At 70.6% G+C, this 21,976-nt stretch carries 20 protein-coding genes; all 20 read right to left on the minus strand.

From position 1 onward, the window contains the following. Positions 1 to 37 precede the first annotated feature (37 nt). Positions 38 to 1,501, minus strand: a complete 1,464-nt coding sequence (locus ACWGIF_RS19655) for a GuaB1 family IMP dehydrogenase-related protein (protein ID WP_453499090.1) — start codon at positions 1,499 to 1,501, stop codon at positions 38 to 40. A gap of 117 nt (positions 1,502 to 1,618) precedes the next feature. Beyond that, entirely contained in the window at positions 1,619 to 2,770 is a 1,152-nt protein-coding gene (locus tag ACWGIF_RS19660) for an XdhC family protein (RefSeq protein WP_453498991.1), read from the minus strand. Continuing rightward, on the minus strand, positions 2,770 to 4,068 hold the full coding sequence (locus ACWGIF_RS19665) for an IS701 family transposase (protein WP_453498993.1): 1,299 nt from the start codon (positions 4,066 to 4,068) through the stop codon (positions 2,770 to 2,772). The genes ACWGIF_RS19660 and ACWGIF_RS19665 overlap by 1 nt, the downstream gene beginning before the upstream one ends. A 72-nt stretch (positions 4,069 to 4,140) precedes the next feature. Further along, positions 4,141 to 4,788, minus strand: coding sequence for a TMEM175 family protein (locus ACWGIF_RS19670; protein ID WP_453498995.1), 648 nt, complete (start codon positions 4,786 to 4,788; stop codon positions 4,141 to 4,143). 115 nt (positions 4,789 to 4,903) lie between these two features. Then, positions 4,904 to 5,245 carry a nuclear transport factor 2 family protein gene (locus tag ACWGIF_RS19675; protein WP_453498997.1) on the minus strand — a complete coding sequence of 114 codons (342 nt, stop codon included), beginning with the start codon at positions 5,243 to 5,245 and terminating at the stop codon, positions 4,904 to 4,906. 12 nt (positions 5,246 to 5,257) lie between these two features. Continuing rightward, positions 5,258 to 6,769: an ATP-binding protein gene (locus ACWGIF_RS19680; protein ID WP_453498999.1), complete on the minus strand. Its 1,512-nt coding sequence runs from the start codon at positions 6,767 to 6,769 to the stop codon at positions 5,258 to 5,260. After that, entirely contained in the window at positions 6,766 to 8,043 is a 1,278-nt protein-coding gene (locus ACWGIF_RS19685; RefSeq protein WP_453499001.1) for an MFS transporter, read from the minus strand. The genes ACWGIF_RS19680 and ACWGIF_RS19685 overlap by 4 nt, the downstream gene beginning before the upstream one ends. A 42-nt stretch (positions 8,044 to 8,085) precedes the next feature. Continuing rightward, on the minus strand, positions 8,086 to 8,916 hold the full coding sequence (locus tag ACWGIF_RS19690) for an FAD binding domain-containing protein (RefSeq protein ID WP_453499003.1): 831 nt from the start codon (positions 8,914 to 8,916) through the stop codon (positions 8,086 to 8,088). Beyond that, entirely contained in the window at positions 8,913 to 11,318 is a 2,406-nt protein-coding gene (locus tag ACWGIF_RS19695) for a xanthine dehydrogenase family protein molybdopterin-binding subunit (protein ID WP_453499005.1), read from the minus strand. The genes ACWGIF_RS19690 and ACWGIF_RS19695 overlap by 4 nt, the downstream gene beginning before the upstream one ends. A 5-nt stretch (positions 11,319 to 11,323) precedes the next feature. Further along, positions 11,324 to 11,866, minus strand: coding sequence for a (2Fe-2S)-binding protein (locus ACWGIF_RS19700; RefSeq protein ID WP_453499007.1), 543 nt, complete (start codon positions 11,864 to 11,866; stop codon positions 11,324 to 11,326). After that, complete coding sequence (locus ACWGIF_RS19705) at positions 11,851 to 12,465, minus strand: NADPH-dependent F420 reductase (protein WP_453499009.1); 615 nt, start codon at positions 12,463 to 12,465, stop codon at positions 11,851 to 11,853. The genes ACWGIF_RS19700 and ACWGIF_RS19705 overlap by 16 nt, the downstream gene beginning before the upstream one ends. Before the next feature lie 24 nt (positions 12,466 to 12,489). Continuing rightward, entirely contained in the window at positions 12,490 to 13,983 is a 1,494-nt protein-coding gene (locus ACWGIF_RS19710; RefSeq protein WP_453499011.1) for an aldehyde dehydrogenase family protein, read from the minus strand. Positions 13,984 to 14,015: 32 nt separating this feature from the next. Then, positions 14,016 to 14,756: a type 1 glutamine amidotransferase domain-containing protein gene (locus ACWGIF_RS19715; protein WP_453499013.1), complete on the minus strand. Its 741-nt coding sequence runs from the start codon at positions 14,754 to 14,756 to the stop codon at positions 14,016 to 14,018. 69 nt (positions 14,757 to 14,825) lie between these two features. Continuing rightward, positions 14,826 to 15,581: a P-loop NTPase gene (locus ACWGIF_RS19720; protein WP_453499015.1), complete on the minus strand. Its 756-nt coding sequence runs from the start codon at positions 15,579 to 15,581 to the stop codon at positions 14,826 to 14,828. Then, positions 15,582 to 16,841, minus strand: coding sequence for a PP2C family protein-serine/threonine phosphatase (locus ACWGIF_RS19725; protein WP_453499017.1), 1,260 nt, complete (start codon positions 16,839 to 16,841; stop codon positions 15,582 to 15,584). Further along, positions 16,823 to 17,296 (minus strand): ATP-binding protein, encoded by a 474-nt coding sequence (locus ACWGIF_RS19730; RefSeq protein ID WP_453499019.1) that lies wholly within the window; start codon positions 17,294 to 17,296, stop codon positions 16,823 to 16,825. The genes ACWGIF_RS19725 and ACWGIF_RS19730 overlap by 19 nt, the downstream gene beginning before the upstream one ends. Then, the gene (locus ACWGIF_RS19735; protein ID WP_453499021.1) at positions 17,293 to 17,604 is read right to left on the minus strand and encodes an STAS domain-containing protein; all 312 of its coding nucleotides are present in this window, start codon (positions 17,602 to 17,604) and stop codon (positions 17,293 to 17,295) included. Before ACWGIF_RS19735 ends, ACWGIF_RS19730 begins: the two co-directional genes overlap by 4 nt. Before the next feature lie 15 nt (positions 17,605 to 17,619). Next, entirely contained in the window at positions 17,620 to 19,767 is a 2,148-nt protein-coding gene (gene glgX / locus ACWGIF_RS19740) for a glycogen debranching protein GlgX (protein WP_453499023.1), read from the minus strand. Continuing rightward, positions 19,764 to 20,114 (minus strand): STAS domain-containing protein, encoded by a 351-nt coding sequence (locus tag ACWGIF_RS19745; RefSeq protein ID WP_030008823.1) that lies wholly within the window; start codon positions 20,112 to 20,114, stop codon positions 19,764 to 19,766. The genes glgX and ACWGIF_RS19745 overlap by 4 nt, the downstream gene beginning before the upstream one ends. Positions 20,115 to 20,151: 37 nt before the next feature. Next, a complete protein-coding gene (locus ACWGIF_RS19750; protein ID WP_453499025.1) occupies positions 20,152 to 21,975 on the minus strand; it encodes an AGE family epimerase/isomerase in 1,824 nt (607 codons plus the stop codon). Between the last annotated feature and the right edge of the window lies 1 nt (position 21,976).

Here is a 21,976-nt window from a genome sequence, read left to right on the forward strand (position 1 = left end):
GTCCCCAAGGGACGGCCGGGGCCACGGCAACGACGCCCTAGTTCCAGCTGGCGTGCAGCGGCTTGCCCTCGGCGTACCCGGCCGCGGACTGGATGCCGACCACGGCCTTCTCCTCGAACTCCGCGAGGGAGCCGGCCCCGGCGTAGGTGCACGAGGAGCGGACGCCCGCGATGATCGAGTCGATCAGGTCCTCGACGCCCGGGCGGGCCGGGTCGAGGAACATGCGCGAGGTGGAGATGCCCTCCTCGAACAGCCCCTTGCGGGCACGGTCGTAGGCCGACTCCTCGCTCGTGCGGTTCTGCACCGCGCGAGCGGAGGCCATGCCGAAGGACTCCTTGTAGAGGCGGCCGTCGGCGGACTGCTGGAGGTCGCCCGGAGACTCGTAAGTACCGGCGAACCAGGAACCGATCATGACGTTGGACGCGCCGGCGGCCAGCGCCATCGCCACGTCACGCGGGTGACGGACGCCGCCGTCGGCCCACACGTGCTTGCCGTACTTCTTCGCCTCGGCCGCGCACTCCAGCACCGCGGAGAACTGCGGGCGGCCCACGCCGGTCATCATGCGGGTGGTGCACATGGCGCCGGGACCCACGCCGACCTTGATGATGTCCGCGCCGGCGTCGATGAGGTCCTTGACGCCCTCGGCGGCGACGATGTTGCCGGCCACGATCGGGACCTTCGGGTCCAGGCCGCGGACGGCCTTGATCGCGTTGATCATCGACTCCTGGTGACCGTGCGCCGTGTCGATGACGAGCGTGTCCACGCCCGCGTCGAGCAGCTGCTTGGCCTTCTGCACGAAGTCCCCGTTGATGCCGACGGCTGCCGCGATGCGCAGCTTGCCGTTCGCGTCGGTGGCGGGCGTGTAGAGCGTCGCGCGCAGGGCGGCCTTGCGGGTGAGGATGCCGACGAGCTTGCCGTCCCGGTCGACGGCCGGGGCCAGCTTGCGGTGGCCGGCGTCGAGCCGGTTGAAGGCCTCGCGCGGGTCGATGTCGGCGTCGATGAGCAGCAGCTCCTTCGACATGACCTCGGAGAGCTGCGTGAAGCGGTCGACGCCGGAGAGGTCGTGCTCGGTGACGACGCCGATCGGGCGGTCCTCGGCGTCGGTGACGACACCGGCGCCGTGGGCGCGCTTGTGCAGCAGGGACAGCGCGTCCGCGACCGTCTGGGTCGGCGCCAGCGTGATCGGGGTGTCGAGCACGAGGTGGCGCGTCTTCACCCAGGAGATCACGTCGGTGACGATCTCGATCGGGATGTCCTGCGGGATGACGACGATGCCGCCGCGGCGGGCGACCGTCTCGGCCATCCGGCGGCCGGCGATGGCGGTCATGTTCGCCACGACCAGCGGAATGGTGGTGCCGGTGCCGTCGGGCGAGGACAGGTCCACGCCCTGGCGGGAACCGACCGCGGAGCGGCTCGGCACCATGAACACATCGTCGTACGTCAGGTCGTACGGCGGCTTCAGGTCATTGAGGAAACGCACGTGCTGAACATCCCAGTCAATCGGAGGTGCCTCGACAGGGGACAGCCGAGGAAACGCACGTACTTCATTCTCCCACGACCTGGCGTTTACACAGCCCGGGGCGATCGTCCAGGACATACCGGTCCGTGTGGTCGTTTCCTACGGGACCTTTGCCCCCGCCGGCCGGTTCCGCCGGTGGACGGGCCCGTGGCGTCCGGCCAGCGGGAGCACCGATCCTCCGTGCCGGACGGCCGTGAACTCGGCGGCGATGGCCAGGGCCGTCTCCTCGGGGGTGGCGCCGCCGAGGTCGAGGCCGATGGGTGAGCGCAGCCGGGCCAGGTCGGAGTCGGCCACCCCTTCCTTCCGCAGGGCGCTCTCGCGGGCGGCGTGGGTGCGCCGCGACCCCATGGCTCCGACGTAGCCCAGCGGCAGCCGCAGGGCCAGCTCCAGCAGCGGTACGTCGAATCTGGCGTCGTGGGTGAGGACGCAGACGGCGGTACGGGAGTCCAGACGGCCCGCCTCCCATTCCGCGGCCAGGTGGCGGTGCGGCCAGTCGACGATCACCTCGTCGGCGTCGGGGAAGCGTGCCGGGGTCGCGAAGACGGGCCGGGCGTCACACACGGTGACGCGGTGGCCCAGGAAGGCGCCGATCCGCGCCAGGGCCGCGGCGAAGTCGATGGCCCCGTAGACGAGCAGCCGGGGCGGTTCGGCGGCCGACTCGACCAGCAGCGTCAGCGGCTCCCCGCACAGTCCGCCGGCCGTGCCGAGCTCGGCGGTGCCGGTGCGCCCGGCCTGCAGCAGGGCCCGTACCCGCCCGGCGGCGGCCCGGTCCAGGGCCGGGCCGCCGGCGAGACCGCCCTCATAGGAGCCGTCGGCGTGGACGGCGAGGGCCCGGCCCAGCTGCCGCGGCGGTCCGCAGACCACCCGGGCGAGCGCGGCCCGGGTGCCCCCGGCGGCGGCGTCGAGCACCGAGCCGAGGACGGGGCGTACGGGATCGAGCCCGCGTACCGGCGTGACCAGGACGTCCAGGACGCCCCCGCAGGTCAGGCCGACGGCGAAGGCGTCGTCGTCGCTGTAGCCGAAGCGGTGCAGGCCGCCTTCGCCGGAGGCGATCGCGTCGAGGCAGAGCTCGTGCACGGCGGATTCCACGCAACCCCCGGAGAGGGAGCCGAGCGCGGTGCCCCGGTCGTCGACGGCCAGCGAGGCGCCGGGGCCGCGCGGGGCGCTTCCGCTGACGGCGACGACGGTGGCCAGGGCGAAATCCCGCTGCGCGGCGCACCACGCACGCAGCTCGTCGACGAGGTCGAGCATCAGCGGATGTACTCACGGCGCGGGATCTGTCCGGGCAGGAGCGGGCGCGGCGGCAGCACGGCCGGGGTCGCCGGCAGCGTGGTGGGCCGGGGCGCCGCGGCCGCCGACCGGGTGGGCCCGGGGAACCCCTGGGGCACCTGCGGCCGCCCCCCGAGCAGTTTCGCCGCGTGGGCCACGCTGGCCAGGGTGGCGTGGTGGTGCCAGCCGCGGAAGGAGCGGCCCTCGAAGTCCCGGATGCCCACGGGCTCGCAGGTCTCCGCGAAGTCCAGGGATACCCGGTCGGTGAGTTTGGCGAGCAGGAAGAGCTGGGCGAGCGGCCGGTCGCCGATGTTGGTGATCCAGAACTCTGAGGGCAGCAGGGCCGCCTCGGTCCATGCTCCGACGAGCAGCAGCGGCATGGGCGGTGCGGGCACGGGGCGGTCCTCGCAGGGGGTGGCGAAGATCGAGGCCGAGGTCAGCAGGGTCACTGCTCCCTCGGCGCGGCCGTGCCGGGTCCATTCGACGACGCGGCGCTGGGAGCGCAGGGAGTCGATGAGCTCGCGGGCGGGTGCGGTGTGCGGCCCGGGTTTGTGCCGGCCGGCGCCGCCGAAGGAGACGGGCAGCGAGCCGTCGACCTTGAAGACGAAGGGGATGTCGTGCAGGGCGAAGGACTCGATGCACTGCGGCAGATCGCCGTTGGCGACCTCCATCACCACGGGCCGGCGCTGGAGTTGCCAGGTCGCGGCCATCCGCTGGACGGCGTGTACGGCGTCCTGGGCGGGGGTGAGGGAGCGCGCGGTGTCGGGTATGCCGGCCCGCCGGCGGCGCAGGAGTTCGCTGGTCCAGGGCCCGGGGAGGGTGAGGGTCCATTCGACCGGGAAGCTGGCTTCGCTGGAGGCGAGCCAGATCCCGCCGGCTTGCTGGCAGTTGGCCGTCCGGCCGAGCTGGGGGACGAACTGACGGCCGACGCCGACCGAGCGGTCGCCGGCCTTCTCTATGACCATGGGCTGGAGCACCCAGGCCAGGGGGCGCTGCGCGGTGCGTTCGAGGTGCTGGGCGAGGGAGCGGCGGACCGGGGTCCAGTCCCAGGGGGACTTGCTGATGAACTGCTGCAGGCTCTGCTCGACGGAACTGGCCCCCGTTCCGGCGATGTTACGGATTGTTTTCTTTCCAGTGGTCCGCACGAGGCCGTTCAGATAAACCCGGGCCCAGTTTCGCTGGTCCCGCCGGGGTAAGGACTCGAAGAGCAGAGAGATCAGTACGTCGATCAATTCGGAGATTTCCTTCGTGGAATCCTCCTGCACGACTACGCGAGCCATCTGGGCCTCCCCCGCGACCAGCTAGATCCAATACCCTACTTGACCGCCGAGAACGGCCGTAGGCCCCTGCGGCTACTTCCTGAGGTCGCTGGCAGAATCGAGCCGCTCTTCCTCTACCACGAGAGGGATGGGGATCTGGTTCGCCGCATAGTAGATCGCGATCAGGAAGTGGGCCACGAGTGTGAGTGTTGCGGAGTAGAAGGCCAGGACGACGGTGAGGGGGTAGGCGATGGCGCCGAGGCCGAAGCGCATCCGGGTGGCCCGTGCGCCCTCCTTGTCGACCTCCTCGTGGAACAGGTGGCCGATGCGGGTGACGTACCACCAGAAGGCCAGGAAGGCCAAGGCATAGGCCACGGTGACGCCACTGTAAAGGACCGCGGCGGCGTTGGCGGAGCCGCCCTCCTCCACGAGGTGCTCGGCGAGGACGTTGGTGGTGTATGGAATCACCGACACCACCATCAGCACCAGGAGATTCAGGAACAACAAGGGGCGGTCGACCCTCTTGAGGTGACTGAAGATGGTGTGGTGGTTCACCCACATCACGCCGATGATGAGGAAACTCACGACGTAGGCGGCGTAATGGGGCCACTGTTCCCGGACGCCATGCCAGAACTCCGACCCCGTTTCTTCCGGAACCTTTAATTCCAGAACGAGGATCGTGATGATGATGGCGAATACACCGTCACTGAATGCCTCGATCCGCCCGGTTTCGTTTTCCATTGCCTCCCCTTTGCCATGCCCTGCATATATGCATCCGGCGCACCCGTGGTATACCCACACATACGGGGAGGGCGTTCTCCCGCCCTCCCCGCACACGCTACCCAGATTTCGACCGTCAGCCGCCGAATCCAGCGGTCTGCCGCCAGATTCGGCCATCGCGGACGACAAGTGTCCCGAACGCGTGCTCCGGTTCGCCGTTCAGATTCATGATCGCCCGGTAGAAGATGGTGTCTTCGGTCTCGATGTACTCCTGGAGTTCCACGAGGGTGGGCTTCACGGTGAGATAGCCGGTGAACGTCTCGCGAACGGCCTCGATGCCCACCGAGGCGCCCTCGAAGCGCAGCAGCACGGCGTCGTCGGTGTAGTTCTTCATCACCGCCTCGATGTCCAGGGCGGCCAGCGCGTCCATCTGTCGGACGAACACCGGGTGCAGCTTGGAGATGTCGTACGTGGCCATGTCGACTCCGTTTCAACTCGAGAAGGTCCGCACGGCGGATGCCGTATCGGGTGTCGTGGCAGGTGAGGCGCAGGACCGGGCACTGCCGGCGAAGGGCAGCCGGACGACCATCCGGGTCTCGCCGGGCCGCGAGCGGGCGGTGATCGACCCGTGGTGACGCTGGGTCACGATGCGATAGCTGAGGTGCAGCCCCAGCCCCGTGCCCTTGCCCACGTCCTTGGTGGTGTAGAAGGGCTCGAAGATCCGCGGCAGGGATTCCTCCGGGATGCCCCGGCCGGTGTCGGCGATCTCCACGACCATGCAGACGCCCTCGGCGCGTGCGCGCAGGGTCAGCACGCCGGAGCCCTCCATGGCCTCGGCAGCATTGTCGACCAGGTTGGTCCACACCTGATTCAACTCGCCCGGGTAGCCCGTCAGTTCGGGCAGGTCGGGCTCGTACTCACGGACGATGCTGATGCCGGCGAGCTTGGCACGCAGCACGACCAGCGTGTTCTCCAGCCCCTCGGTCACCGGGAAGCGCTGTTCGGGCGCCCGGTCGAGATTGGCGTAATCCCGGGTCGCGGCGACGAGTTGGGAGATCCGGGGACCCGCCGCCCGCAGCTCCGCGGCGAGCGACCGCATCTCCAGCAGCGCCGCCAGGTGGTCCAGGGCGCAGGCGCGGGCCGGCTCGCCGACGCCCTCCAGCCGCTTCAGCAGCCAGCCCAGGTCCAGTCCGAGGTCCGACACCCCCGAGCCGAGCAGGCCGGGCCTTTCGGCGCCCGCCTCCTCGGCCCAGTCGGCCATCTCCTCCTCGGCGTCGGCCTGGGCGAACGGGTCGGTGGTCACCGGCGGCGGCAGCGTGTCGAGCTCGCCGGCGAGCCGGTCGAAGACCGAGCGCTCCGCGCCGGTGGCGGCCGCGCCCCAGGCCTGGGCGGTGCGGGTGAGCCGGTCCAGCGCGGGGGCCAGTTCCTGGGCTGCCCGCGCCACGGCGGCCGCCGGGTTGTTCAGCTCGTGCGCGAGGCCGGCGGCGAGGGTGCCGAGCGCCTCCACGGTGGCCCGCTTGCGGGCCTGCACCTCGGAGGACTTGATCCGCCAGGCCAGCACGGGGATCAGTACGGCGGCCACCCCGTGGCACCGGGTCAGCATCTCGAAGAAGACCGCCTTCGGATACGCCACGACGGTGGTCGACGGGCCGCTCGCGGCCGCGGTGGCCACGTATGCGCCGTCGGTCAGCAGCGGCAGCTCGCCGGTGAACCGGTGGGCGGCCGACGGTTTGCCGTCGTGGTCCTCGGCGGCGGCACTCTCCTCCTCGGTGGAGTGCCGGGTGAGCACCTCCTCCCGGCCGTCGACGACCTTGGTGACGACCAGCCCGCCCGACAGCAGGACGTGGAAGCCGGTGGCCTCCTCGCCGTCCCGGAAGAGCACCTCCCCGTCGGCGAGGACCCGGGGCTGCGAGACCGAGACCAGCCAGTCCAGCTGCTCCCCGGTGATCCCGGCGAAGATCTCCAGCCCGTGCAGGGCGGACCGCAGCTCCGTGGCGTTCACGCCGTACTCCCCTCGGCCCGGGTCCGGGCGGCCAGCCGCAGCGTGGCCAGCAGGGCCAGTGCGCACACCGCGGCGACGGCGGCCATGAAGCCGACCGAGGTGCGGTGCAGCCCGTGGATGTTGGTGAGCATGCCGGCGAGGACCGCCGGCACGCTCATGGCGAGGTACGCGAAAACGTATACGGCGGCGGTCAGTTCACCGCGGTGCGCCGGGTCGGCGAGCATGCTCAGCGCGCGGAAGGAACCGAGGAAGGCGGCGCCCCAGCCGCTGCCCAGCACGGCCGTGGCCGCCAGGAACACGGGGGCCGAGCCGAGGCCCAGCGCCAGCAGCACCAGACCGAGGCCGGTCAGCAGGCCGAGCAGTCCGAGCACGGCGGTGCGCAGCGCCTCGGTGCGGCCGAGCATCAGCTGGGCGACGGTGGCGGCGCCGGCCAGCAGGGCGACCGTGGCCCCGCCGACGAGGTAGTTGGTGGACTGCAGCAGCGAGAGCGCCAGGTGCGGGCCGAGCGAGAGGTAGAAGCCGCCCACCGACCAGACGGCGACGATGGTCAGGACGAGGACGGCGAAGCGGCCGCGGGCGCCGGCCGGTACGTGGATCCGGTGCGGGACCACCCGGAAGCGGCCCCCGGCGCCCGGCGCGCTCTCCCGCATCCGGATCACCCCCACCAGGGTCACGGCGAAGGCACCGACCAGCAGCAGGTAGCTCAGGACGGTCGGCGCGGGCGCGAACTGGACGAGCAGTCCGGCCCCCAGCCCGCCCAGCCCGATGCCCACGGTCGGGCCGGCGCTGTTGACCTGGGCGCCGAGCGCAGGCCTCGACGCGGGGCTGAGTTCCAGCAGGGCCGCACCCATCGCCCCGGTGGCGAGGCCCACCGCGAGCCCCTGTACGGCGCGGGCCGCGAGCAGCAGCCCGAGCCCCTGGGCCGCGGCGAACAGGACCATGGAGACGATCGCCAGGAGCAGTCCGGCGGCCAGGACCGGGCGCCGGCCCAGGGTGTCGGAGAGCGACCCGAACAGCAGGAGCCCGGCAAGCACGGTGACGGCGTACAGGGCGAAGACCACCGTGATCGTGCCGGAGGACAGTCCCCATTCCTGCTGGTAGAGCACATAGAGGGCGGAGGGCACGGAGGAGGAGAGCATCAGCAGGACGAGCACCGCGCCCACCACCCAGAAGCCGGAGCCTCTGGGCGCAACGGCCCCACCGGCCGCACGGGCGGCTGGGTGCACGGTCACTCCCGTGGTCGTCTTGGACGGTTCGGCCACTGCTTCACTCAACTCCCCCGTGATGGGCCCCGTTGCGGGTCCCGTGGCGGCCGGTCAGGCGAGTGCCCGACCGGCCCTCTGCAAGGCTCGGGCCGTCAGGACCCCCGCGAGGTGGCCGAGGTACTCGGCCGAGGTGCCGCGCCCGGGGACGAACAGCTCCCGGGGTTCGGCGCGGAAGGCGGCGAGCACGGCATCCGTGCCGTACGGGCCTCCGCGCAGCCGGTCCTCGACGCCGCGCAGCCGCAGCGCGCGCGAGGTGGCTCCGGTGACGGCGATGCGCGGCCCGTCCGGGGTGATCCGTACGGCGACGGCGCACACCGGATAGCGGGTGGCCCGGTCGGCGGTCTTCTCGAAGGCGGCGGCCCGCCCGGCGGCGGGCACCAGCAGGGCCGTCAGGACCGTGCCGGCGGGTGCGCCGCCGGCCGCGAACTCCTCGGCGGTCAGGGTCGACCGCCCGCCGGGTCCGGCCAGTTCGACGACGGCGTCGGCGGCGAGGGCGGCGACGGGCAGGTCGGTGGCCCGCCCGGCGGCGGCGAGGTTGCCGCCGACGGTGCCGAGGTTGCGGACCTGGGGGTCGCCGTTGGAGCGGGCCGCGGCGGCCAGTTCCGGTGCCTCGGCGAGCACGAGCGGATCCGCGGCGAGCTCGGCGAGCGTGGTGCATGCACCGATGCGCAGCCGCGGACCGTCCGGGGTGCGCCCGACGCCGCGCAGTTCGGCCAGCTGGCGGATGTCGACGAGCAGCCGGGCGTGCTCGGCTCCCGTGCGCAGGCCGGGGAGAAGGCTCTGCCCGCCGGCCAGGACCCGGGCGCCGCGCGTCCCGGACAGCAGGGACAGTGCCTCGTCGAGGCCGGCGGGCCGGACGTAGTCGAACTCGGTGAGGATCACTGGGATTCCCCTCTCAGGCGGCGCCACACCTTCTCGGGGGTGACCGGCATGTCGATGTGCTGGACGCCCAGGTCGGAGAGGGCGTCGACGACTGCGTTGACGACGGCCGCGGCGGGCGGGACGGTGGCGATCTCACCCGCGCCCTTGGCGCCGAGCGGGTTGTGGGGGCTGGGCGTGACGGTCTTGTCGAGCGTGAAGAACGGCACGTCGGCGGCGCGCGGCAGGGCGTAGTTGGTCAGGTCCGCGCTGACGAGCAGACCGTTCCCGTCGTATTCGGCGATCTCCATGAGGGCCTGACCGAGGCCGTGGACGATGCTGCCTTCGATCTGTCCGTGGACGATCTTCGGGTTGCCGATGTTCCCGGCGTCGTCGACGGCGGTGTAGGCCACCACCTCGGTCTCGCCCGTCAGTTCGTCGATCTCGACGACCGCGACGTGCGTCCCGAAGGGGTAGTTGAAGTCCGGCGGGTCGAAGTGGGTGGTCTCGTCGAGGGCCGGCTCGATCTCCGGGGGCAGCCCCCAGCCGTACCACATGGCCATCGCCAGTTCGGCGAAGGTCTTGGTGTTCTCCTCGTTGCCCTCTTCGTGGATCCTGCCGCCCTCGTATACGACCTTGTCCTCGGGGACGCCGAGGAAGACGGCGCCGGCCCGGACCAGCTTGCTCTTGATCTTCCGGGCGGTGAGGGCGACGGCGGGCGCGGCCATGCTGTAGGAGCGCGAGCCGTAGGTGCCCTGCCCGTAGGGAGCCTTCTGCGTGTCGCCTTCGAGGACCTGCACGGTGTCCGGGTCGATGCCGAGCTCGTCGGCGGCGACCTGCGCGAAGACGGTGCCGTGGCTCTGGCCGGTGGAGGCGGAGCCGACGGTGACGGTGACCTCGCCGGTCGGGTGGACGCGGATGTTGGCGCTCTCCCAGGTGCCGCCGAGCATGCCCTCCTGGGACATCCGGGTGGAGGGGCCGACTCCGCAGATCGCGACGTACGTGGCGAGGCCGACGCCGAGCCGCTTGCCGCGGCTGCGGGCCTCGGCCTTGCGGGCGGGCATGTCGGCGTAGCCCGACAGTTCGACGGCCTTGTCGAAGTTCAGCAGGTAGTTCCCCGAGTCGTAGGTCCAGCCGAGGCCGTTGTCGTAGGGGAACTTCTCCTTCGGCACCAGGTTCTTGCGGCGGACGGCGGCCGGGTCCATGCCGATCTCGGAGGCGTACCGGTCGACCAGGCGCTCCATGAGGAAGGCGGCCTCGGCGCGCCCGCTGCCGCGCTGGGCGCCGAGGGACACGGTGTTGGTGAAGGCGGCGTACACCTCGCAGAACGCGGCGTCGATGTCGTACATCCCGCTGATGGAGCGGCCCATCAGGGCGGTGGCGACACCGGGGCCGATCGTCGAGGGGTACGCGCCGAGGTTGGCGTAGCTGGTGCAGCGCACGGCGGTGATCCGGCCGTCGCGGGTGCCGGCCAGCGTGACGTGCTGGCGGTGGTCGCGGCCCTGGACGGTGGAGTTCATCAGCCCGGTGCGGGTGTCCACCCATTTCACGGGCCGGCCGAGCGCCTTGGAGAGCAGCAGGACCAGGGCCATGTCGGGATACAGGTAGCCCTTGGTGCCGAAGCTGCCGCCCACGGTCGGGGCGATCACCCGGAGCTTGTTGAAGGGGATGCCGAGGACCAGGGCGGAGAGCAGGAAGCGGTGGTTGTGCGGGCCCTGGGTGGAGGCGTAGAGCGTGTACTCGCCGGTGGCGGCGTGGTAGTCGCCGACCGCGCCGCGCGGCTCGATGGGACTGTTGATGGTGCGCTGGTTCACGAGGTCGAGCTCGACGGTCACCTCGGCTTCGGCGATGGCCGCGTCGGTGCGGTCCTTGTCGCCGCAGGTCCAGTACGCGTTCAGGTTGCCCGGCACGGCCTCGTGCAGCTGGGGCGCCCCGTCGGCGAGCGCCTCGTCGGCCCGGGTGACCACGGGCAGCGGCTCGTACTCGACGGTGATCGCGGCCAGCGCCGCGGCGGCCTGGCGGGGGGTCTCGGCGACGACCACGGCGATGGGGTCGCCGACGTGCCGCACGGTGTCGCCGGTCAGGACCGGGCGGGAACCGGGAAGGCCGTAGGGGTGGGGCGGGAAGTGGCTCTCGACCCCGCCCGGGATCCAGATGCAGGGCAGCGGCATGACGTCGGTGAAGTCGGCGGCGGTGGCCACCTTCAGCACGCCGGGCAGTTGCCCGGCCGCCTTGGTCTGGATGGAGAGGATCTTCGCGTGGGCCACCGGGCTGCCCAGGATGGCCATGTGCGTGGTGCCCGGCAGGTCGATGTCCGCCACGTACGTCGCCTCGCCGCGCAGCAGCTGCGGATCCTCGCGGCTGTCCAGCGGCTGCCCGAGCACGCCGTTCCCCACGGCCGGGACGTCCCCCGTCACTGCGGTCATGTCCCTCACGCCTCCTGTCCGGCAGTGGTGGATGCGGCGACGGTGCCGGCCTCGTGGATGCCGGCGGGCACCTCGGCTCGGGCGACCGCGCAGGCGCGTTGCACCCCGCGTACGACGCTGTGGTAGCCGGTGCAGCGGCACAGGTTCCCGGTGAGCCACTCACGGATCTCGGGCTCGGTGGGGGCCGGGCCGTCGGCGGTGGAGTCGACGAGCTCGCCGAGGGCCATGACCATGCCGGGGGTGCAGAAGCCGCACTGGGTGCCGTGCTCCCGGCGCAGCGCCTCCTGGAGGCCGGACAGTTCACCGCCGGGGGTGGTGACGCCCTCGATGGTCGCCACCTCGGAGCCGGCGGCCGCGGCGGTGAGGATCAGGCAGCTCTTGACGGACCTGCCGTCGAGCCGGACGACGCAGGAGCCGCACTGGCCGGTGTCGCAGCCGACCTTGGTCCCGGTCAGTCCGAGGCCGTCGCGGAGCCGTTCCACGAGCAGTTCGTTCGGCTGCGCCGAGAACTGCTCGGGTCTTCCGTTCACCTTCAGTGTGATATCCATGCCAGCGCCTGCGCTTCCGTGAGCGGCCGGTTGAAGAGGGGCCCGCCGGGCTGTTGGAGAATTCCCCCGGAGTGCAGCGGGCCGGTGTCGACGGGCGCGAATCCCAGATCCGTGATGATTCCCGTGACGATTTCTTTCGCTTTCACGTCGTCGCCCGCGGTGAAATGGGCCAGGCGTTCTCCGGGTGCGGTGCCCGCGACGGCGAGGGTTTCGAAATGCATGGTGTTCAGGGATTTCACGATCTGGGCGTCGGGATACCACTCGGCGACCAGGTCGCTGGAGCCGCGCCCGCCGAGGTCGGCCGGGGTGCCGGGGCCGCCGAACGCGTTCGTGGCGTCCATGACCACCTTGTCCTGCACGACGTGCGGCGGGAGCAGCCCCCGGACGCTGTCGAAGGGCACCATCAGCACCAGGAGTTCGGCCTGGCCGGCGGCCTCGGCGGGGTGCGCCGCCGAGGCCGCGCGTCCCAGCTCGGCCACGAGCGGGCCGAGGGTCTGCGGGCCCCGGGCGTTGGCCAGGACGACCTGGTGGCCTGCCGCCACGAGGATCCTGGCGAGGGTCGAGCCGATCCGCCCGGTGCCGATGATGCCTGTCCGCATTGACGCTCCTCGGGAAGAAGGGTGTCAGTCCATGCCGATCCAGACCGACTTGGTCTGGGTGTAGCTCTCCAGCGACTCGGGGCCGCATTCACGGCCGTAGCCGGAGGCCTTGTAACCGCCGTAGGGCACGGCGGGGTCGTACTGGTTGTAGCAATTGACCCAGACCGTGCCGGCCTTGATCTGCGAGGCGACCCGGTGGGCGCGCCGCAGGTCCTTGGTGTGGACGCCGGCGGCGAGGCCGTACGCGCTGTCGTTGGCGATGCGGACGGCGTCCTCCTCGGTGTCGAAGGGGATGATCGACAGGACCGGGCCGAAGATCTCCTCCTGGGCGATCCGCATGCCGTTGTCGACGCCGGTGAAGACGGTCGGCAGGAAGTACAAGCCGGCCGAGAGGTCGTTGGAGGCGCCTTCGGGGGTCCATCCGGTGCCCCCGGTGCGCAGGACGGCGCCTTCCTTCTCGCCGATCTCGATGTAGGAGCTGACCTTGTCGAACTGGCCGCGGTGGGCGAGCGGCCCGAAGAGGGTGGCCGGATCGCGCGGGTCGCCGGGCTTGAGGGCGGCGGCCCGGCGGACCAGGCGTTCGACCATCTCGTCGTGGATGGGGCGGTGCAGCAGCAGCCGGGAGCCGGCGGTGCAGATCTCGCCCTTGTTGTAGTAGATGCCGAAGAAGGCGAGCTCCTCGGCGGCGTCGAGGTCCGCGTCGGCGAAGACGATGTTGGCGGACTTGCCGCCGAGCTCCATCGTCACCTTCTTCAGGGTGCCGGCCGCCTTGCGGATGATGGACTGGCCGACGGAGGTGGAGCCGGTGAAGGCGATCTTGTCGATGCCGGGGTGGTCGGTGAGGGTCTCCCCCAGTTCCACGCCGGGACCGGTGATCACGTTCAGCACGCCGTCCGGGATCTCCGCCTCCTGGAAGAGCTCGGCGATCTTCAGTGCGGTGAGCGGGGTGGCCGGGGAGGGCTTGTGGACCACCGTGTTCCCCGCCGCGAGCGCCGGTGCGATCTTCGTCATCGACAGCAGCAGCGGGAAGTTGAACGGGGTGATGGCGCAGACCACGCCGAGCGGTTCGCGCAGGGTGTACGCGAGCTGGCCCCCGGCCGGGGCCCGCGAGGAGCCGTCGACCCGGGTCACGGCGCCGGCGTAGTAGTGCATGAGCTGGGCGGCCATGGGGGCGTCGACCGTGCTGGAGAAGGCGAAGGGCTTGCCCATGTCCACGGTCTCCAGCAGGGCTATCTCTTCGAGGTCGCGCTCGATGAGCTCCCCGACCCGGTTCAGCCGCAGCGCGCGCTCCTGGGCTGACAGTCTGCTCCAGGGGCCTTCCTCGTACGCCGTGCGGGCGGCGGCGACGGCCGCGTCCGCGTCGGCGGCGGTGGCCTGGGCCACCGGCACGATCTCCTGTCCGTCCACGGGGCTGACGTCCGGCTCGGTGCGGCCGTCCTGGGCCGGAACCCACTTGCCGCCGATGAACAGTTTCCCGGGGTTGGCCAAGGGCTGGCCGCTCAGCTCACGCTTGGTCATGGCTGCCTTCCGTTTCGGATGCGGGGGCGGTACTAGCCCTTCGCGAGCTGCCGTAAGAAGGTCTCGGCGAGGGCCTTGGAGGAGTAGGGGTTCTGACCGGTCGTCAGCTTGCGGTCGACGACCACGTGCGTGTCCCAGATGACGTCGGCCTTCTCGTAGCGCGCGCCGAGCCGGGTGAGTTCGAGCTCCAGGATCAGCGGGAGCCGGCCGGCCATGTTGGTGACCAGTTCCTCGCTGTGGGAGAAGGCCGTCATCCGGTAGCCCTCGAACGGCCAGCGGCCTTCGCCGTCGCGCAGGGCGAGCAGCGAGGTGTGGCCGTGGCACACCGTGGCGAGGGGCTTGTCCTGGGCGATGACCCAGCGCAGGATCTGGGCGAGCTCGTCGGACTTGGGCAGGTCGCCGATGGCGCCGTGGCCGCCGCTGACGTACACGCCGTCGTAGTCGGCGATGTCCTTCTCGGTGAGGTCCTCCAGAGCGAGGGGGGTTTTCAGCTGGGGGGTGTTCTCGATGACCCGGACGTACTCGGCGGCGTTGGCCGCGTCCTCGTCCGGTGAACCCTGGGGGCGGACCCAGCGGAGGAACTGGGGGTCGATGCTCGTCTGGTCGACCGTGGGCGCCCGGCCGGCGATCGTCGCCACGTCCACGTCGTGGCCGGCCGCCTTGAAGAGGGAAAAGGGAACGACGAATTCCTCGGCCCAGAATCCCGAGGGATGCTGTTCTCCGTCCAGGAGATGCAGTGTGGCCTTGGCCGTCATGACGACGAGAATCTTCATGATTCTCTCCTTGTTCTGGATTCGCTGCCGATTCAACACGCCCCCCGCAGGGGGCGTAAGGGGGTGACGTCAGGCCCGCGATACTTCGTCACGTGCGTCCAACGCCGAGATGATGGTGCGGAATTCACCGACCAGGGGGTGGTCGGGATGGGCTTCTGCAAATATGCGCTCCCCGTACAGGGCCGCCATTTCCGGCGAGTACGGAAGGATTCCGGCCAGGGGTGCCCGGTAGACCTCCTCGGAGCGCCGACGGGCCGCGTCCCGGTCGATGCCCTCGGGGGCCATGCTCAGTACCAGGGCCCGCCGACAGGTCAGGCGCCCGGCGAGGGCGATGGTCTCCTCGACCCCGGAGAGGTCGATCCGGTCGGCCCGGGCCATGATCATCAGTACGTCGGCGCTCGCCATGGCGGTCACCGACTCGTTGTTGAGTCCGGCGTGGGTGTCGAGCAGCAGCACGTCGAGGGCGTGGTGCCGGGCCAGCCGGTCGAAGCCCTCCGGCAGCAGCCCCACGTCGTAGCCGCCGGCCATGATCTCGCGCAGGGCGGCCGTACCGGTCCGGGCCGGTACGACGTACAGCACGCCCGGACCGGAACCGGCGCCCACCTGCTGGGCGGTGGCCTCGATCTCGCAGCGGCCGAGCAGGTAGTCGGCCAGCGAGGGGCCGGGCCCGAGCCGGAACAGCAGGTCCAGGGTGGGTGACTGGATGTCGGTGTCCACCACCCCCACCCGGCGGCCCCCGGCCGCGATCAGCAGCGCGAGGTTCGCCAGTACCGAGGACTTCCCCGTCCCGCCGCGGTGCGAGTGCACCACGATGGTGCGGGTCATCTAGGCCACCACCCGGTGGCGGGCGCCGTCCGCGCGCGGCCCCCGCGCCGCGCGTGGCCGGTGCAGGGCCAGCATGGTGACGTCGTCGTGCTGCTCGGCGGTGCCCGTGTGCTCGCGCACCGCCAGGTCCACCCGGTCGACCATGTCCTTGCCGCTCGCCGGGGTGGCGGCGAGCAGTTCAAGCATCCGCTCGTCGCCGAGGAAGCTGCCGTTCGGACAGCGGGCCTCGGGCACTCCGTCGGTGAACACGAACAGGGTGTCGCCCGGGTTCAGCTGGGCGTAGCCGAGGGTGTAGACGCAGTCGGGCTGGACGCCGACCGCGGGCCCCGTGATGTCCAGGGCGGCGGGCGGGCCGCCGTCGGCGGGCAGCAGCAGGGGCGGATTGTGGCCGCCGTTGATGTAGACGAGGCTGCCGGTGAGCGGGTCCAGCACCCCGAAGAACAGGGTGGCGAAATAGCCCTGCCGCAGGTGGTTGCGGGTGAGGTAGCCGTTGGTGGCGGTGACCGCGTTGAGCAGCGGGGTGGCGCCGACGACCGGGATCCGCCGGCTGCCGCCGGCCCGTCCGGCGGCGACCAGGTGCTGCAGGCCGCTGTTCTGCGCGGTGTGCCGGAGCAGCGACCGGATGAGCGCCATGAAGAGCGCGGCGCCGACCCCCTTGTCGCAGACGTCGGCGACGACGAAGGCGAGGCGGCGGCCGCGGGAGATCTCGAAGACGTCGTAGAAGTCCCCGGCGACCTGCCGGGCGGGCCGGAAGCGCACGTCGATCTCCCAGCCGGCGGGGACGGGCAGCGATTCGGGCAGGAAGCCGGCCTGGATCTCCCGGCCGATCTCCAGCTCCTTCTCGTAGCCCATGAGTTCGGCGCGGGCGTCGGCTTCGCGCAGGGTGCGGCCGAGTCCGGCGCGCTCCGAGCAACTGTGCAGCCGGGCTCCCACGAGGGCGGGCAGGAAGGGCGGTACGAGGTAGTCGTGTCCGATCCGGACGTGTTCCTCCAGTGCGGCGAAATGCGTCACGGTCCAGACGACGACGATGGGGGCCCCGGCCCAGCGGCGCAGCCGGCGTACAGCCAGCCGTACGGCCTCCCCGTCGCACTCGGCCGGGGCGAGCAGGACGTCCGCGACGGGCAGCTGTTCCTGTGGGCCTTCGCGCAGCTCGGTCAGCGTGCGGGTGACGAGCGAGGCGTCCATCGTCCGCAGGGCGTCGAGCAGCTCGGGCGGCGGTGGCGGGTACTCATCGAGGATGATCACGGTCGTGGAGGGCATCGGTCCGTCCCCTCGGCGTACACGGCGAGCGTGCTGATGTTGCGGCCGTCCCTGTACGCGTAGCCGAACTCGTCCACGCTGGTGAGTGCCAGGTGGATGCCGAGTCCGCCGATCCGCCGGTTCTCCGGGGGGACCCCGGGGGCGGGGGGCAGGCGGCCCTCGACGGGGTCGAAGGCGGGTGCGGAGTCCTCGATGACGATCCGCACCCGGCCGGGGCCGGAGCGGCCGCGGACGGTGATCCGTCCGTCGCCGCCCCGGTACCCGTGCATCACGATGTTCGTGGCCAGTTCGTCCACGGCCAGCCGAAGCCGGTAGGAGGCGCGCTTGTCCAGGCCCGCCCGGCCGGCCAGCCGCAGGACGAACGAGGCGATGTCGCCCAGTGCCCCCACCGTCGCGGGCACCTCCAGTACGGCGGGCGTCCTCGCCAGTTCGACCATGTCAGTCACGGTGGTCACTCATCGGAGAGGACGATGCTGCGGTCGAGCCCTGCCGTCCGGATGGTCCGGGACACGGGCTCGATGGCACCGACCACCTTGATGGTGACGTGGTTCGCGACCTTCTGCTGGGCGAAGACCAGGGAACGCAGTCCGGCGCTGGCCATGTAGCCGACGCCGGCCATCCTGATCTCCACGGTGCTGGTGCCGTGGCCCGCGGCCTTCTCGATGGTCTGGTGGAACTCCGGCGCGGTCTTGGCGTCCAGCTCGCCCGTCAGTTCGATCACGGTGGTCTCGCCCTCGATGCTCAGGGACACGGAAAGCGGCATGTCAGTCTCCTTCGGTCAGGGCGTGTCGACGTCGTCGCGATCGTTCGTGCGGCCCACCAGGATCACGACCGAACGCGGGCCGATCAGGTACTTCCCGGCGTTGTCCAGTTCCTGCTCGGCGCCGGGGCTGCGGATGTCGTGCGGCGCCGCGGCCCCCGTGTCGGCGAACAGGTGCCAGCTGCGCCCGCCCGGCAGGGCCGGCAGTTCCAGGTCGTGCGACTCCCAGTGCGCGTTCATGGCCACGTACACCACGTCGTCGTCCCCGGTGCCGCAGCGGGCCACCGCCAGCAGCCGGCTCTCGGCCGACCAGTCGGGCTGCCAGGCCCGCTCCCCGTGCCAGCTGATGTCCGGCAGGCCGAGGTCGTCGCGGACCCGGCCGGTGGGGTGGGAGGTGGAGCGCAGCTCGCGGTGGTGCTTGCGGAAGGCGATCATCTCGCGTGTGAACCGCAGCAGTTCGGCGTTCTCGTCGACCTGGTCCCAGTCGAACCAGGACAGTTCGTTGTCCTGGCAGTACGTGTTGTTGTTGCCCTGCTGGGTGCGCGCGACCTCGTCCCCGGACAGCAGCATCGGGATGCCCTGGCTGGTGAGGAGGATGGCGAGCGCGTTCTTCATCTGCCGGGTCCGCAGGGCGTTGACCTCGGGGTCGTCGGTGGGCCCCTCTACGCCGCAGTTCCAGCTGTTGTTGTCGTTGGCGCCGTCGTTGTTGTTCTCGCCGTTGGCCTCGTTGTGCTTGTCGTTGTAGGAGACCAGGTCGGCGAGGGTGAATCCGTCGTGCGCGGTCAGGAAGTTGACCGAGGCCGCGGTGCCGCGGCTGGAGTAGAGGTCGGGCGAGCCGGCGATGCGAGTGGCCAGTTCGCCGGTGACCCCCGGGTCGCCCTTGAGGAAGCTGCGCACGGTGTCGCGGTACTTCCCGTTCCACTCCGCCCAGCGCCCGTACGCCGGGAAGTTGCCGACCTCGTAGAGGCCCCCCGCGTCCCAGGCCTCGGCGATGAGCTTCGTGTGCCGCAGGACCGGATCGTAGGCGAGCAGTTCCAGCAGCGGCGGGTTGGGCAGCGGGGTGCCGTCCAAGGCCCGGCCGAGGATGGCCGCGAGGTCGAAGCGGAAGCCGTCGATGTGGTAGTCGGCGACCCAGTGACGCAGACAGTCGAGCACGTAGTTGCGCACGACGGGGTGGTTGCAGTTGACGGTGTTGCCGGTGCCGCTGAAGTTGAAGTAGTACCCCTCGGGCGTGAGCATGTAGTAGGTGGCGTTGTCGAGCCCCTTGAAGGAGATCGTCGGCCCCTGCTCGTTGCCCTCGGCGGTGTGGTTGAAGACGACGTCCAGGATGACCTCGATGCCGGCCGCGTGCAGTTCCTTGATCAGGGTGCGGAACTCGTCGCCCTGCATCCCGTACCGCCCGGTGGCCGCGTAGCCGGCCTTGGGCGCGAAGAAGGAGACGGTGTTGTAGCCCCAGTAGTCGAAGAGCCGCTCGCCCGTCTCCGGGTTGGAGCGCGGGTTGTCGCTCTCGTCGAACTCGAACACGGGGAGCAGCTCGATGCAGTTGACCCCGAGTTCCTTCAGGTACGGGATCTTCTCGCGCAGTCCGGCGAAGGTGCCGGGGGCGCTCACCTGCGAGTTGGGGTGCCGGGTGAAGCCGCGCACATGGGCCTCGTACACGACGAGGTCCTCGGCGGGGATGCCCAGCGGGGTGTCGTCGCCCCAGTCGAAGTCCTGGAGGCAGACGCGGGAGCGGTACTGGTAGCCGCGGCTGCGGTCCGGCTCCACACCCCAGACGTCGCGCCCGGCGATCAGCCGGGCGTAGGGGTCGGAGAGGACCTGCCGGGCGTCGAAGCGGTGGCCGGTGACCGGGTCGTAGGGGCCGTCGGCTCGGTACCCGTACTCGATGTTCTCGTGGTCGAGGCCGAAGACGGTCATGGCGAACACGCTGCCGGTCCGGAATTCCTCGGGGAACTCCAGTTCGGCCATCGGTTCGGGCTCTCCGCGCTTGTAGATGACCAGGGTCATGGAGGTGGCCTGGTCGGAGAAGACGGAGAAGCTGACCCCACCGGGGACCACGTTGGCCCCGAAGGGGAACGGTTTGCCCGCGCGGACGCGGTACCCGCCCACCTCGTGGGTCGGGTACGCGTCGACGCGCAGCACCTGCTCGGACCGGGTCTCGCTCATCGCGCGGCCTTGGCCTTGGCCTTGGCGGCCGCCGCGACGGCCTCCCCGGTCTCGAAGAAGTCGAGGAAGCCGGTGGCCGACATGACGAACCGGACTTCCTCGCTCACCCCGTAGAGGGTGACGGCGACGCCGGCGTGCTGCGCCTCGCGGTAGACGACGAGCAGGGTGCGCAGGCCGGCACTGGAGACGTAGGTGACCGCCGTGAGGTCGATCTTCAGCGGCTTGCCCTCGCGGACGAGCGGCAGCAGGGCCTGGAGCAGCGAGCCGGATGTCTCGCTGTTGATCTCACCGGTGGCGACGAGCACGGTGCCCGTCTTGTTCCGGCGTTCCTTGACGTTGAGAGTCATTGCATTCCCCTCTGGTTGGGGCGCCCCCCGTTGAGCGCTACTTCTTGGCCACTGGACGCAGCCGGACCTTGACCTTCACCCGCCCCTGGACGTCGGGCAGCCGCACGGTGAGGGCGTCGGCGTCGAAGTCGGTGTACGGCTTCTCGTCGATCTCCACGGACGCGATCCGCACCGAGCCGGCCGGGAGCAGGTCGGGCGAGACGCGCAGGACGCGGTCGGGCAGGCCGGCCGGGTCGGGCTGGAAGTGGAAGTCCATCTCCCGGCCGTTGATGAGCAGGTTGTTGTAGACGGCGGAGAGGTAGCAGAGCTCCGCCGAGTGGTACATGGACATCGAGTGGCTGCCCTTGAGCCGCTCGGTGCCGAGCAGGTACGGCGTGCCGCTGGCGAGCACGTTGAAGTAGACGGCGCCCTCGTCGTGGTCGAGGAAGAAGGTGTTGTAGAAGGCCTGCGCCTGCCGGGCCTCGCGCAGGTTCGCCTCGCCGCCGACCGTGCCGTTCAGGATGAGGTAGGCGAGGATCGCCTGCTCCTGCTGCCACCAGGCCTTGCGGTCGTGCCAGGCGAAACGATACGTCTCCTCGTCTCCGGACTTGAGCCGCTCCACGACGTCGTACCAGCCGCCGCGCTGCAGGTCGCTGCCGACCGCCGGCATGATCGCGCCGATCTTCCTGGCGAGCTCCTCGTAGGCCGGCTTGGCCTTCAGCGAGTTCATCCGCATCAGGTTCCAGGCGATCTTCAGGTTGTGGCCGACCACCGCACGGTTCTGCTGCCAGCTGTGCGCGGTGTCGTGCGACCAGTCGCGGAAGAAGCGCTCCTGGACGAAGGGGCTGTTCTTGTAGTCCGGGAACTTGTCCGCGATGGTGTCGAAGGTGTACTCGAGGAAGTCGGCGTACTTCTGGTCGCCGGTCGCCAGGTACAGGTTGATCAGGTACGCGGGCGCGTGATCGCCGACCGAGTTCCAGTTCTTGCGCTCGGCGTTCTCCCCGAGGGACTCGTGGTCGGCGCTGAAGAGGATCGGGTCGATGTGCGAGTAGTAGCCGCCCTGCTCCGGGTCGAAGAAGAACTTGTCGAACAGCCGGATGGTGGCGTCCGCGTCGTTCTTGATCCGGATGTCACCGGTGATCCGGTACGTCTGGATGGGCCCGGCCAGCGCGTAGATCTGCTCGTACATCGGGATCGCGTCGTAGTCGTCGGAGAACTCCGAGGTGAACAGCTTGCGTTCGGTGTCCCCGTCGACGCTGATGCCGTGGTACCAGAAGACCACGTCCTCCTCGCCGTCCACTACCCTCATGTGCTTGCGCAGGTACTCGGTGCCGCGCTCGGCCACCTCCAGGTACTCGTCCTTGCCGGTCAGCAGGTAGGCCGAGGCCATGCCGTAGACCAGGCGGGAGATCGTGTCGGTCTCCTGGACGTGACTGGCGGTCTTGTCACCGCCGAGCCGGATCTCGGTGCGGTACTCGGTGAAGTCCACCGGCCCGTCGCCGAACTGCGCCCGCTTGTAGAAGTCGGCCAGCGACTCGATCTGCTTGATCCACCAGCTGGGCTCCTCGAAGCGGTAGTCCTCGGCGCCGCGGCCCAGGAACACCAGGCGCTTGGCGTCGAAGCGCCCGCCCCGCTCCGGGTAGTGGACCCCGTAGACGAAGAGGAACCGGCCCGGGGAGAGCATCTCGTCGATGTGCCCGGAGGCGTCGATGTAGGGCTCGTCCAGGTTGCGGACCAGCTCGGCGCTGGGGTCGCCGGCCAGCGAGACGTCGGACTCCCGGCCGTCCGGGGTCTTCAGCCGCAGCACGCGGGTACCGGAGTCGAAGCGGACGACGTAGCCCGCGATGGTGTCGGAGAAGGAGAAGCTCACGGCATCCGCCATG

It is taken from the genome of Streptomyces sp. NPDC054849, from assembly GCF_053610945.1.